At 58.0% G+C, this 12,176-nt stretch carries 13 protein-coding genes; 11 read left to right on the top strand and 2 right to left on the bottom strand.

Going from position 1 to position 12,176, the window contains the following annotated elements; genetic code table 11:
• Window positions 1-65: 65 nt before the first annotated feature.
• The 4 genes from tauA to tauD are packed head-to-tail and all read left to right on the top strand — an operon-like array spanning window position 66 to window position 3,517.
• Window positions 66-1,061: a taurine ABC transporter substrate-binding protein gene (gene tauA, locus NYE85_RS03250; protein ID WP_259002890.1), complete on the top strand. Its 996-nt coding sequence runs from the start codon at window positions 66-68 to the stop codon at window positions 1,059-1,061.
• Window positions 1,062-1,071: 10 nt separating this feature from the next.
• The gene (gene tauB / locus NYE85_RS03245; RefSeq protein WP_259002888.1) at window positions 1,072-1,836 is read left to right on the top strand and encodes a taurine ABC transporter ATP-binding subunit; all 765 of its coding nucleotides are present in this window, start codon (window positions 1,072-1,074) and stop codon (window positions 1,834-1,836) included.
• Window positions 1,833-2,672, top strand: coding sequence for a taurine ABC transporter permease TauC (tauC, locus tag NYE85_RS03240; protein ID WP_259002887.1), 840 nt, complete (start codon window positions 1,833-1,835; stop codon window positions 2,670-2,672). The genes tauB and tauC overlap by 4 nt, the downstream gene beginning before the upstream one ends.
• The gene (gene tauD, locus NYE85_RS03235; RefSeq protein ID WP_259002886.1) at window positions 2,669-3,517 is read left to right on the top strand and encodes a taurine dioxygenase; all 849 of its coding nucleotides are present in this window, start codon (window positions 2,669-2,671) and stop codon (window positions 3,515-3,517) included. The genes tauC and tauD overlap by 4 nt, the downstream gene beginning before the upstream one ends.
• Before the next feature lie 370 nt (window positions 3,518-3,887).
• On the opposite strand, the gene NYE85_RS03230 is transcribed toward tauD, so the two are convergent.
• Window positions 3,888-5,807 carry an ABC transporter ATP-binding protein gene (locus tag NYE85_RS03230; protein WP_259002884.1) on the bottom strand — a complete coding sequence of 640 codons (1,920 nt, stop codon included), beginning with the start codon at window positions 5,805-5,807 and terminating at the stop codon, window positions 3,888-3,890.
• Between the two features lie 129 nt (window positions 5,808-5,936).
• On the opposite strand from NYE85_RS03230, the gene kefG reads away from it, so the two are divergent.
• The 4 genes from kefG to slyD all read left to right on the top strand — a co-directional run bounded on the left by kefG (window position 5,937) and on the right by slyD (window position 9,249).
• A complete protein-coding gene (gene kefG / locus NYE85_RS03225; protein ID WP_259002882.1) occupies window positions 5,937-6,488 on the top strand; it encodes a glutathione-regulated potassium-efflux system ancillary protein KefG in 552 nt (183 codons plus the stop codon).
• A 2-nt stretch (window positions 6,489-6,490) separates the two neighbouring features.
• Complete coding sequence (gene kefB / locus NYE85_RS03220; RefSeq protein WP_259002880.1) at window positions 6,491-8,299, top strand: glutathione-regulated potassium-efflux system protein KefB; 1,809 nt, start codon at window positions 6,491-6,493, stop codon at window positions 8,297-8,299.
• A gap of 10 nt (window positions 8,300-8,309) precedes the next feature.
• A complete protein-coding gene (locus NYE85_RS03215) occupies window positions 8,310-8,513 on the top strand; it encodes a YheV family putative zinc ribbon protein (protein WP_037376686.1) in 204 nt (67 codons plus the stop codon).
• A 139-nt stretch (window positions 8,514-8,652) separates the two neighbouring features.
• The gene (slyD, locus tag NYE85_RS03210; RefSeq protein ID WP_259002878.1) at window positions 8,653-9,249 is read left to right on the top strand and encodes a peptidylprolyl isomerase; all 597 of its coding nucleotides are present in this window, start codon (window positions 8,653-8,655) and stop codon (window positions 9,247-9,249) included.
• A gap of 71 nt (window positions 9,250-9,320) precedes the next feature.
• Here slyD and NYE85_RS03205 read toward each other — a convergent pair whose 3' ends face one another.
• A complete protein-coding gene (locus NYE85_RS03205; protein WP_004956223.1) occupies window positions 9,321-9,548 on the bottom strand; it encodes a protein SlyX in 228 nt (75 codons plus the stop codon).
• A gap of 370 nt (window positions 9,549-9,918) precedes the next feature.
• Here NYE85_RS03205 and fkpA point away from each other — a divergent pair, with 370 nt between their 5' ends.
• The 3 genes from fkpA to tusD all read left to right on the top strand — a co-directional run bounded on the left by fkpA (window position 9,919) and on the right by tusD (window position 12,173).
• Window positions 9,919-10,755, top strand: a complete 837-nt coding sequence (gene fkpA, locus NYE85_RS03200) for an FKBP-type peptidyl-prolyl cis-trans isomerase (RefSeq protein WP_259002877.1) — start codon at window positions 9,919-9,921, stop codon at window positions 10,753-10,755.
• A gap of 306 nt (window positions 10,756-11,061) precedes the next feature.
• Window positions 11,062-11,784 (top strand): transcriptional regulator, encoded by a 723-nt coding sequence (locus tag NYE85_RS03195; RefSeq protein ID WP_259002876.1) that lies wholly within the window; start codon window positions 11,062-11,064, stop codon window positions 11,782-11,784.
• On the top strand, window positions 11,781-12,173 hold the full coding sequence (tusD, locus tag NYE85_RS03190; protein ID WP_259002875.1) for a sulfurtransferase complex subunit TusD: 393 nt from the start codon (window positions 11,781-11,783) through the stop codon (window positions 12,171-12,173). Before NYE85_RS03195 ends, tusD begins: the two co-directional genes overlap by 4 nt.
• Window positions 12,174-12,176 lie beyond the last annotated feature (3 nt).

Below are 12,176 nucleotides of genomic sequence, written 5' to 3'. Positions count from 1 at the left end.
CAATGCCTGCCGACGCTCGGATAAAACTACGATAACTGAACAGCAGCTTATCAACGGAGCGGAACATGGCAGGCAAACTCTCTTCTTTACGCGGCGCAGCGCTGCTGATGCTGTCGCTGGCGGCGGCCAGTGCGCAGGCGGTGGACGTAACCGTGGCGTATCAAACCTCGGCGGAGCCTGCCAAGGTCGCGCAGGCGGAAAACAGCTTTGCCAAACGCTCTGGCGCCCAGGTCGACTGGCGCAAGTTTGACAGCGGTTCCAGCGTATTGCGTGCTCTGGCCTCTGGAGACGTGCAGATTGGTAATATCGGCTCCAGCCCGTTAGCGGTTGCCGCGAGTCAGAAACTGCCGATTGAAGTATTCCTGATCGCCTCGCAACTGGGGAGCTCTGAAGCGCTGGTGGTCAAGAACGACATCCAGTCGCCGAAAGATCTGATTGGCAAGCGCATCGCGGTGCCGTTTATTTCCACTACCCATTACAGCCTGCTGGCTGCGCTCAGGCAGTGGGACATCAAGCCCGAACAGGTGAAAATCCTTAATCTGCAACCGCCGGCGATCGCCGCCGCCTGGCAGCGTGGCGACATTGACGGCGCTTACGTCTGGGCGCCGGTAGTCAGCGAACTGGCCAAGCAGGGCAAGGTGCTGGCCGATTCCGAGCAGGTGGGCCAATGGGGATCGCCAACGCTGGACGTGTGGGTGGTGCGCAAGGATTTTGCCGAACGGCATCCCGAAGTGGTCACCGCCTTCGCCGCCAGCGCGCTCAGCGCACAGCAGGCCTATCTGGCGTCGCCTGATACCTGGCTGCAAGACCAGCACAACCTCAATATCCTGTCGCGTCTGAGCGGCGTACCGACAGCGCAGATCCCGGAACTGGTGAAGGGGAATCGCTATCTGCCGGTGGCCGAACAAATCACTCAGCTTGGGCAGCCGGTGGAAAAGGCCATCCATGATACCGCGCTCTTCCTCAAGCAGCAGGGCAAGATCCCACAGGTCGACAACGATTATAGCGCCTACGTGACCGACCGTTTCGTCAAGCAGGTGCAGACGGCACCGCAATCTTAAGGAGGCCGGTATGTTAAGCGTCAGTGGTCTTTCAGCCGAATATCAGGGGCGTTCCGCGCTGCGCGACGTGTCATTCCAGATTGCCAGTGGGGAACTGGTGGTGGTGCTCGGGCCGTCAGGCTGCGGCAAGACTACGCTGTTGAATCTGATCGCCGGATTTATCGCGCCTTCGGCTGGCAGCATCACGCTTGATGGCAAGCCCGTTAATGGCCCGGCTGCCGAACGGGGCGTGGTGTTCCAGCATGAGGGGTTACTGCCATGGCGCAACGTGGTGGACAACGTCGAGTTCGGCTTGCAGCTGGCCGGCGTCGGCAAAGCGCCGCGCCGCGCGGTAGCGCAGCAGATGCTGCAACGCGTGGGGCTGGCCGGCTATGAGCAGCATTTCATTTGGCAACTGTCCGGCGGCATGCGCCAACGGGTCGGTATTGCCCGCGCGCTGGCAGCCGACCCGCGCCTGTTACTGCTGGACGAGCCGTTTGGCGCGCTGGATGCCTTTACCCGTGAGCAGATGCAGGAACTGTTGCTGACCATCTGGCGCGATACCGGCAAGCAGGTGCTGCTGATTACTCATGACATCGAAGAGGCGGTGTTTCTGGCCAGCGAGCTGTTGCTGCTATCGCCGGGGCCGGGCCAGGTGGTAGAACGGTTGTCGCTGGATTTTGGCCGCCGCTACGCCGCCGGCGAAGCCTGCCGCGCCATCAAATCCGACCCGGAATTTATCGCCCGACGCGAATACGTGCTCGGCAAGGTCTTTGAACGCGAGGCGCTGTCATGAGTCTGCATTCCATTTTGAAATCCAGCGTTGGGCAGCCGGTGCGTGCGCCTGCCCGTCGCTTCCAACTGCCACGCAACGTCTGGCTAAGCGCGAGCACCTTGCTGGTAACGCTGGCGGTCTGGTGGGGAATCACCGCATTGGGGTTGATCAGCCCGCTGTTTCTGCCGGCACCGCAGCAGGTGCTGCAGCAATTGGTGACCATCGCCAGTCCGCAAGGGTTTATGGACGCCACGCTGTGGCAGCATCTGGCGGCCAGTCTGGGGCGTATTCTTCTGGCGCTGCTGGCGGCGGTGATGATCGGTATTCCGGTTGGAATTGCCATGGGGCTGAACGACACGGTACGCGGCATTCTCGACCCGCTGATAGAAATTTATCGTCCGGTGCCGCCGTTAGCCTACTTGCCGCTGATGGTGATCTGGTTCGGCATCGGTGAAACGTCGAAAATCCTGCTGATTTATCTGGCAATTTTCGCGCCGGTGACGTTGTCTACCGTGGCCGGGGTGCGCAGTGTGGCACAGGTTCGGGTACGCGCCGCCCGCGCGTTGGGAGCCAATCGTTGGCAGGTACTGCGTTTCGTGGTGCTGCCGAATGCGTTGCCGGAGATCCTGACCGGTCTGCGCATCGGGCTCGGCGTGGGCTGGTCTACGCTGGTGGCCGCCGAGTTGATCGCCGCCACGCGCGGGTTGGGTTTTATGGTGCAGTCTGCCGGTGAATTTTTGGCGACCGATGTAGTGATCGCCGGCATCAGCGTGATTGCGATTATTGCATTTGGGCTGGAGCTGGGGCTACGTGCCTTGCAGCGCCGATTAACCCCGTGGCATGGAGTACAACAATGAACGAACGTTTGGTGATTACCCCGTTGGGGCCGCATATCGGTGCTTTGGTAGAAAACGTTACGTTGGCGCGACCGCTTGGCGACGGCCAGTTCGAACAGCTTTATCATGCGTTGCTGAAACATCAGGTGCTGTTCTTCCGCAATCAGCCGATCACGCCGCTGCAACAGCGTGACTTGGCCGGGCGCTTTGGCGATCTGCACATTCACCCGGTCTATCCGCACGCCAGCGATGTGGAGGAGATCATCGTGCTGGACACCGATGACAACAATCCGCCGGACAATGACAACTGGCATACCGACGTGACGTTTATCGACAATCCTCCGCTGGGGGCGATTCTGGCGGCCAAGCGGCTGCCGAGCACCGGCGGTGATACGCTGTGGGCCAGCGGTATTGCCGCCTTTGACGCGTTGTCAACGCCGTTCAAACGGTTATTGAGCGGGTTGCAGGCCGAGCATGACTTCAGCAAATCCTTCCCGGAGTACAAACATCGGGGCAGTGAAGAACAGCATCAGCGCTGGCGGCAGGCGGTGCAGAAGAATCCACCGCTGCTGCACCCGGTGGTGCGTACCCATCCGGTCAGCGGCAAGCAGGCGCTGTTCGTCAATGAAGGGTTTACCACGCGCATCGTTAACGTGTCGCCAAAGGAAAGCGATGCGTTACTCGGCTTTTTATTTGCCCATATTACCAAACCGGATTTCCAGGTGCGCTGGCGCTGGCAGGAGAACGACATCGCTATTTGGGATAATCGCGTGACGCAGCACTATGCCAACGCCGACTATTTGCCGCAGCGACGCATCATGCACCGCGCGACGATACTGGGCGATAAGCCGTTTTATAAAGGGTAGAACCGCCGTTGTGCGACTGCGGTGCGGTTGCTGGCTTTATGCCTCGCAACCGCCACAGCTCAGCTCTCTGCTTCAAACGCTTGGGGCAGATATTCCAATCTGCTTTGGGCTTTCAGTCAGCTCAGCTCTCTGATTCAAACGCTTGGGGCGGCTGTTCCAATTACCCCTGGGCTTCCAGTCAGCTCAGCTCTCTGCTTCAAACGCTTGGGGCGGCTGTTCCAACTACCCCTGGGCTTCCAGTCAGCTCAGCTCTCTGCTTCAAACTCTTGGGGCAGATTTTCCAATCTGCTTTTGGGCTTTCAGTCAGCTCAGCTCTCTGATTCAAACTCTTGGGGCGGCTGTTCCAACTGCCCCTGGGCTTCCAGCCAGCTCAGCTCTCTGATTCAAACTCTTGAGTCAGCTGTTCCAACTGCTCCTGGGCTTCCAGCCAGGTCAGTTCGGTTGCTTCCAGCGCGCTTTTGGCCTGGCTTTGCTGTTGCAGGCACTCGGTCAGTTCGGCCTTGCGGCTAATGTCGTACAACGCGGAATCTGCCAGCTTTTCCTCTGTTGCTGCCAGTTCGGCCCCCAGCTTGTCCATCTGCTGTTCCAGTTTGGCGATTTGTTTGCGCAGTGGTTGAGTCTGGTTGCGGAACTCGGCTTCACGACGTTTTTGATCTTTACGTGCTTGCGCGCTGTTGCCGCTGTCCTGTTTCGGTGCCGCATCTTGCTGCGCCTGCTGTTTTTGCAAGTCGCTCAGCCATTGTTGGTAATCGTCCAGATCGCCTGCGAACGGTTCGACCTGGCCGTCATGTACCAGATACAGATCGTCGGTGGTGGAGCGAAGCAGGTGGCGGTCGTGCGACACCACCACCAGCGCACCTTCGAAATCGATCAGCGCTTCGGTCAGTGCCTGGCGCATGTCCAGATCCAGGTGGTTGGTCGGTTCATCGAGCAGCAACAGGTTAGGGCGTTGCCAGACGATCAGCGCCAGCACCAGGCGTGCCTTTTCACCGCCCGAGAAGCGTTCGGTTTGTTCGGCGACCTTATCGCCCTGGAAGCCGAAGCCGCCCAGGTAGTCACGCAGCTGTTGTTCCAGCACCCGCGGCGCGATGCGGCTCAGGTGTTGCAACGGCGATTCGTCGGCGCGTAAAAATTCCAACTGATGCTGTGCGAAGTAACCGAGCTTGATGCCCTTCGCCAGACCGATTTCACCGCTCAGCGGATCCAGCGTGCCCGCCAGCAGTTTGATCAGCGTCGACTTGCCGGCGCCGTTGCGCCCCAGCAGACCGATGCGCGAACCGGGTACCAGATTCAGCTTGATGGATTGCAGAATGATGTTATCGCCGTAACCGGCGCTGACCTTTTCCATGCGCAGCAGCGGATTCGGCAGGCTTTCCGGTTCACGGAAGCTGAAGCTGAACGGGTTGTCGACGTGCGCCGGGGCGATCAGCTCCATCCGTTCCAGCATCTTGATGCGGCTTTGTGCCTGTTTGGCCTTGGACGCCTTGGCTTTAAACCGGTCGATAAAGCTCTGCAAGTGCGCCACTTTCTCCTGCTGATGCTGATACATCGACTGCTGCTGCGCCAGCTTGGTCGAACGCTGACGTTCGAACGAAGAGTAGTTGCCGGTATATTCGTTGATGGTCTGCTGTTCGATATGCAGGATCTTGTCAACGATCGGATCGAGGAAGTCGCGGTCATGCGAAATCAGCACCAACGTACCCGCATAGCCTTTCAGCCAGCGCTCCAGCCAGATCACCGCATCCAGATCCAGGTGGTTGGTGGGTTCGTCGAGCAGCAGCAGGTCGGAACGGCAGATCAGCGCCTGCGCCAGGTTGAGACGCATCCGCCAGCCGCCGGAAAAGGCGCGCACCGGCTTTTGCAACTGTTCATTGGAAAAGCCCAACCCATGCAACAGGCTGGAGGCGCGGGCGCGCACCGTCCAGGCGTCGATGGCGTCCAGCTTGCCGTGCAGCGTGGCGATGGCGTTGCCGTCATTGCGGTCGTTGGCCTGTTGCAGCTCGGCTTCGAGCTGGCGGAACTCGCGATCGCCGTCAATGACATACTCCAGTGCCGGCACGTCGAGCGCCGGCGTTTCCTGGTTGACCCAGGCCAGCGCCCAGTTGCTCGGAAAGCTGTAACTGCCGCCGTCTGCGGCGATTTCGCCCTTCAGCAGCGCCAGCAGCGTGGACTTGCCGCAGCCGTTTTTGCCCACCAGGCCGACCTTTTGACCTGGATTAACCGTCGCCGTGGCGTTGTCCAGCAAGACGCGGGTACCGCGTCGAATTTGTAGCGAGGAGAATACAATCATAAAGCGCCGTTTGTTCAGAGTATGTTAAATTATCTTTAATGTAACAGACCGCAGTACGCGTGCTGTTTTAAACTTTGCGCTGCATGGTAACGGAAAACCGCTACCCTGACGACGCTTTGGAGGGGAATGATGTCGCAGCCGCCCAAGGTTTTGCTGCTGTATACCCATCCGGAATCCCATGACTCGGTCGCCAACCGGGTTTTGCTCAAGCCGGCACAGCAGATGGACCATGTCACCGTGCACGATTTATACGCGCACTATCCTGATTTTTTTATTGATATTCACCATGAGCAACAGTTGCTGCGCGAGCATCAGATCATCGTCTTCCAACATCCTTTATATACCTACAGCTGCCCGGCACTGCTGAAAGAGTGGCTGGACCGCGTGCTGTCGCGCGGTTTTGCCAGCGGCGTCGGCGGTAATGCGCTGGCGGGCAAGTATTGGCGTTCGGTGATCACAACCGGTGAACCGGAAGGTGCGTACCGCACCGGTGGTTACAACCGTTATCCGATGGAAGACATTCTGCGCCCGTTTGAGCTGACCGCCGGCATGTGTCATATGCATTGGCTGTCGCCGATTATCGTTTACTGGGCGCGTCGCCAAAAGCCGGAGGTGCTGGCCGGTCACGCCGACGCCTATGGCGACTGGCTGCAAAACCCGCTGCCGCAGCGAGGGCGTTAAACATGGAAAGTTCAACCTTACTGACTGCCGTGCTGCTGTTCCTGTTCTCGGCCGTGGTGACGGTGCCGATCGCTCGGCGCCTGGGGATCGGCGCGGTGCTGGGTTACCTGTTCGCCGGTATCGCCATCGGCCCGTGGGGGCTGGGTTTTATCCGCGACGTAGAAGAGATTCTGCACTTTTCCGAACTGGGCGTGGTGTTTCTGATGTTCATCATTGGCCTGGAGCTGAACCCCTCCAAGCTGTGGGAGTTGCGCCGCTCGATCTTTGGTGTTGGTGCTGGTCAGGTGGTGCTCACCGCCGCAGTACTGGGCGTGCTGCTGTATCTGACCCAGTTTGCCTGGCAGGCGGCGGTAATTGGCGGCATTGGGTTGGCGATGTCATCCACCGCCATGGCGCTGCAACTGATGCGCGAAAAGGGCATGAACCGCAACGAAGGGGGCCAGCTCGGCTTCTCGGTGTTGCTGTTCCAGGATATGGCGGTGATCCCGGCATTGGCGCTGATCCCGATTTTGGCCGGCGGCGCCGGCACCAGCGACGACTGGGCGGAGATTGGCTATAAGGTAGCGGCGTTCGGCGGCATGCTGATTGGCGGCCGCTTCCTGCTGCGACCACTGTTCCGCTATATCGCCGCCTCCGGCGTGCGTGAAATCTTCACCGCAGCCGCGTTATTGGTGGTGCTGGGGGCGGCGCTGTTTATGGATGCGCTTGGTCTGTCGATGGCGTTGGGCACCTTTATCGCCGGCGTATTGCTGGCGGAAAGCGAGTATCGCCACGAGCTGGAAATCGCCATCGAGCCGTTCAAGGGGTTGCTGCTGGGGCTGTTCTTTATCTCGGTGGGCATGGCGCTGAATATCGGCGTGCTGTACACCCATCTGGCGGAAGTGCTGATCGGCGTGCTGCTGCTGGTGACTATCAAATCCGGTGTGTTGTATACGCTGGCGCGCATTTTCGGCCTGCGGCGTTCGGTGCGTCTGCAATTCGCCGGCGTGTTGAGCCAGGGCGGCGAATTTGCCTTCGTGCTGTTTTCGGCGGCGGCATCGCAAAAACTGTTGAAAAGCGACCAGTTGGCCTTGCTATTGGTTATCGTGACGCTGTCGATGATGACCACGCCGCTGCTGATGCAGATCATCGATCGCATGCTGGCGCGCCGCTACAACGCCAAAGACGAAGACGAAGAAACACCGTACGTCGAAGATGACGATCCGCAGGTGATTATCGTCGGCTTTGGCCGCTTCGGGCAGGTGATTGGCCGTCTGCTGATGGCCAACAAGATGCGTATCACGGTGCTGGAGCGTGACGTCAGCGCGGTCGGCGTGTTGCGTCGCTACGGCTACAAGGTGTATTACGGTGATGCCACCGAGCTGGAACTGTTGCGCGCCGCCGGTGCCGAAAAAGCCAAGTCGATTGTCATTACCTGCAACGAGCCGGAAGATACCCTGGCGATCGTTCACCTGTGCCAGCAGCATTTTCCCAACCTGGCAATTTTGGCGCGGGCGCGGGGCAGGGTGGAGGCACACGAGTTGCTACAGGCCGGGGTACAGTATTTCAGCCGCGAGACGTTTTCCAGCGCGCTGGAGCTGGGGCGCAAGGCGCTGATGACGCTCGGTATGCATCCGCATCAGGCGTTTCGCGCTCAGCAGCACTTCCGTCGGCTGGATATGCGCATGCTGCGTGAGCTGATGCCGCCGCATCAGGGCGACGTGGCGCAAATTTCACGCGTCAAAGAGGCGCGGCGCGAGCTGGAAGAGCTGTTTCATCGCGAAATGCAAAAAGAAAGTCGCCAGTTCGACGGCTGGGATGAATATGAATAGGAGCAAGAGCATGTCTGCAACACGTAAGCGGTTTATCGCCGGGGCGGTCTGCCCTAGCTGTAACGCGATGGATACGCTGGCCGTTTGGCGCGAAGATCAGGTTGAAGTGGTGGAGTGCGTCAAGTGTGGCCACCACCAGCGCCAGACCGAACAGCAGGTGGAAAAGCACGTGCGTCCGCAAGAGCAGGTCATCGGTATTTTCCACCCGGAGTAGCGTTATTTGCCGCGATTTTTTATGCTGAAGGGTACAGCGATGCAGATTTCCGTTACAATCTGCACGGTATAGGTTGTGTCCGTACGGTACTAAGGTGCCACAAGGGGGCAGCTTAAAGTATCCAACGGTAGGAGATATCATGAAAGTAGCAAAAGACTCGGTGGTCAGCCTGGCTTACCAAGTACGTACAGAAGACGGTGTTTTGGTTGATGAGTCTCCGGTGAGTGCACCGCTGGACTATCTGCACGGGCATGGTTCTCTGATCTCAGGTCTGGAAAAAGCGCTCGAAGGCCACGCCGTGGGCGATCGTTTCGACGTTCACGTTGGCGCTAACGACGCTTACGGCAACTATGACGAAAACCTGGTTCAGCGCGTACCAAAAGACGTATTCATGGGCGTTGACGAACTGCAGGTTGGCATGCGTTTCCTGGCTGACACCGATCAGGGGCCGGTACCGGTGGAAATCACCGAAGTGGACGGCGACCACGTGGTGGTTGACGGTAACCACATGCTGGCTGGCCAGAATCTGAACTTCAACGTCGAAGTGGTGGCCATTCGTGAAGCAACCGCTGAAGAACTGGCTCATGGCCACGTTCACGGCGAGCACGATCATCATCATGAACACGGTGACGGTTGCTGCGGCGGCCATGGCCACGATCATGACCATGCTCACGACCACGATCATGACCACGGCAAGAAAGGCGGTTGCGGCAACGGCGGTTGCGGTTGCCACTAAGCGCAGTCCATTGCCAGAAAAAGGTCGCCTCGGCGGCCTTTTTTATTGGCGTGGTGCAGCGCGTTGGCCGATCAATAATGCGGTGGCGGTGTCTCTTCCGATTGCGAGGCGATCATCGAGGTTTGCGTGGCACGCAGTTTGTCGGTCAACATATGCAGATGTTCCCGCAATTTTAATAATTCAAGCTGATGTTGGACAACAGTTTGATTCAGCTCTTCAATTGTCAATTCCTGGAAGGCCTGACGGCTTTCCAGTTCCTCCAGCCGCTGTAGCAGGCCCTGGTTGTCGACGTTGTGCATAATACTACCTCTGACACTGTTAAATCCCGATTGCTGGCGTTATGGTAACAGGTGGCGCGGGCTTTGCGCTGCGCTATTTCGACGCATTCAGCCTAGGGTATAGCCGAAAAGATCGGAACCCGGTGTAAAAGTCGGTAAAAAAGCGCGCAAAGGGCGACTTTTTTACGTCAATATGACGTTATTGGCACAGAAAAGTCTGATTTATCATACGGGTAATAAATCAGAGGAAACTTCTCTCGGGATACGGAGTCACACTTTGACTCGATTGGTTACCTGTGCGACTGTTTTGTTTTGTTTCAGCCAGCTATAGTAGCCCGGTTATCTTACTTAATGATTGTTTGGGGCAACGCTTCAGACACTGGAGAAATGGATGAAATCTTTGTTTAAAGTCACGCTTCTGGCAACCACCATGGCTTTTGCTCTGAATACGACTCAGGTTATGGCTGCCGATGCAGCGAAACCGGCCGAAGCCGCCAAGCCTGCTGATGCAGCGGCAGCGCCAAGCACTGGCAAGTTCAAGAACGATGACGAACAAGCGGCTTATGCACTGGGTGCGTCTCTGGGCCGTTATATGGACAACTCGCTGAAAGAGCAAGAGAAACTGGGCATAAAGCTGGACAAGGACCAGTTGATTGCCGGTGTGCAGGACGCTTTTGCCAACAAGAGCAAACTGAACGATGCCGATATCGAAAAGACCCTGCAGAGCTTCGAAGCACGCGTGAAGTCTTCCGCTCAGGCGAAGATGGAGCAGGATGCCAAAGACAACGAAGCGAAAGGCGCCAAATATCGTGATACCTTCGCCAAAGAAAAAGGCGTGAAGAAAACCGAATCAGGCCTGCTGTACCAGGTAGAAAAACCAGGTGCCGGTGCAGCGCCGAAGGACAGCGACACCGTGGTAGTGAACTACAAGGGTACCCTGACCGACGGCACCGAGTTTGACAACTCCTATACTCGCGGTGAACCACTGTCGTTCCGTCTGGACGGCGTGATCCCGGGCTGGACCGAAGGCCTGAAACACATCAAGAAGGGCGGCAAGATCAAGCTGGTTATCCCACCGGCGCTGGCCTACGGTAAAACCGGCGTTCCTGGCATCCCGGCCAACTCCACCCTGGTGTTTGACGTTGAGCTGCTGGACGTGAAAGCAGCGCCAAAAGCTGATGCCAAAGCTGAAAAACCAGCGGAAGCGGCAGGCAGCAAAGCAAAATAAGCCGTGTCGATGCATCACCGCCGCGTTTATCGCGGCGGTTTTTATTTCAGTCCGCTCAGCCTGACCCACAACGCAACTTTTCTCCCCTCTCCTTACGGATTACTTGACGCCTGCCGGGCATCGGCTTAACGTCAATACCACGCGTAAATGCCAGGGCTTGGTTTTGGCCATATCGCCAAACCTGGGTTCTGACTGATGAGTCATACGCCTGCCCCTTAGGGCGTGTATCTAAAACCGTTCCCGGCCGCCAAGAGCCGTTTTAGCTGCGCCCCCTGGCACAGGCGATCTATGAGGGTGGTATCTTCGATGTCTAATTCGCTTTTATCCAGCGAAGCCAGCGAACTTGATTTGCTGAATGAACGTCCGTTTAGCCAAACGGACCATGAAATCCTTAAGTCTTATGAAGCCGTGGTTGACGGACTGGCGATGCTGATCGGCGGCCATTGTGAAATCGTGCTGCACTCGCTGGAGGATCTGAAATGCTCCGCGGTGCGGATTGCCAACGGTGAACATACCGGGCGACAGATAGGCTCGCCGATTACCGATCTCGCACTGCGCATGCTGCACGATATGGCCGGCGACGACAGCAGCGTGTCCAGAGCGTACTTTACCCGCGCCAAAAGCGGCGTGCTGATGAAGTCGGTGACCATCGCCATTCGTAATCGTGAACAGCGGGTCATCGGGCTGTTGTGCATCAACATGAACCTGGATGTGCCGTTCTCGCAGATCATGCAGACCTTTATGCCACCGGAAACGCAGGAAGTGCCTTCTTCGGTTAACTTTGCCTCGTCCGTTGACGATTTGGTGGCGCAAACGCTGGAATTCACCATTGAAGAGGTGAATGCTGACCGTAACGTATCCAACAACGCCAAAAATCGTCAGGTCGTGCTGAACCTGTATGAAAAAGGGATTTTCGATATCAAGGACGCCATCAATCAGGTCGCTGAGCGGTTGAACATCTCCAAGCACACCGTCTATCTGTATATCCGCCAGTTCAAAAGCGGCGACCTGCTGGGAAATGAACGTTGAGCCTAAGTTATTGCCTGGTAGTCACCGGCCCGGCGTACGGTACGCAGCAGGCCAGCAGCGCGTATCGGTTCGCGCAGGCGCTATTGGCGTCGGGGCATCGGCTGACCAGCGTGTTCTTTTATCGCGAAGGCGTGCTGAATGCCAATCAGCTGACGTCGCCGGCCAGCGACGAGTTCGATCTGGTGCGTGCGTGGGCGGCGCTGGCGCAGCAACACGGCGTGGCGCTGAACGTTTGCGTGGCGGCTGCGCTGCGTCGAGGCGTCACCGACCAACAGGAAGCACAGCAGTTGGGGCTGCCGGCCGCCAACTTGCAGCCGGGATTCACCCTCAGCGGGTTGGGTGCGCTGGCGGAAGCGACGCTTAGCTGCGATCGCACCGTGCAGTTTTAAGAG

The organism is Serratia sp. AKBS12 (assembly GCF_024793895.1).
In the GTDB taxonomy this organism is placed as follows: domain Bacteria; phylum Pseudomonadota; class Gammaproteobacteria; order Enterobacterales; family Enterobacteriaceae; genus Serratia_F.
The sequence above is the reverse complement of the archived record's forward strand: the minus strand, read 5'-3'. Positions and strand labels throughout refer to the sequence as shown.